Source organism: Corallococcus exercitus (genome assembly GCF_003611585.1).
In the GTDB taxonomy this organism is placed as follows: Bacteria; Myxococcota; Myxococcia; order Myxococcales; family Myxococcaceae; genus Corallococcus; species Corallococcus exercitus.
Window position 1 is genome coordinate 1 of sequence record NZ_RAVW01000938.1, and the last position, 396, is coordinate 396.

The following is a 396-nucleotide window of genomic DNA, read 5'->3' on the forward strand; positions in this document are numbered from 1 at the left end:
GCTCTTAAACGCTTTCAACTCAACGCCCAGCTCCGTGAGCGGCTTGACATAGCTGCTGCCTTGCGAAGTGCAAACCGGTTGCCCTTTCAGGTCTTCCCAGCGAGTGATCTTGCTGTCCTTGAGCACTGCGGCGGTACCGCCTACCCGGTAAAACGGCGTCGGCACAAATCCGAGGATTTCGCCGCGTTCCGGGGTCCATTCCATGTTCGCGATCAGCAGGTCGACTTTGCCCTGCTGCAGGAACTGCACGCGGTTGGCAGGCAATACGGGAACCAGCTGCACCTCGGCCCCTAGCTGCCGGCCCAGCTCCTGGGCCAGCTCGACGTTCAACCCCCTGGGTTTCTGGGTCGCTGGATCGATCCCGCCAAAGGGACCGCCCGAGAGCAGCACACCGAC

General features: G+C 62.1%; 1 protein-coding gene. It reads right to left on the minus strand.

Translation table 11 applies throughout. The features are described from left to right. Window positions 1-390: transporter substrate-binding domain-containing protein (locus D7W79_RS42970; protein ID WP_244222298.1), on the minus strand; the 390-nt coding region annotated here is incomplete at its 3' end. Window positions 391-396 lie beyond the last annotated feature (6 nt).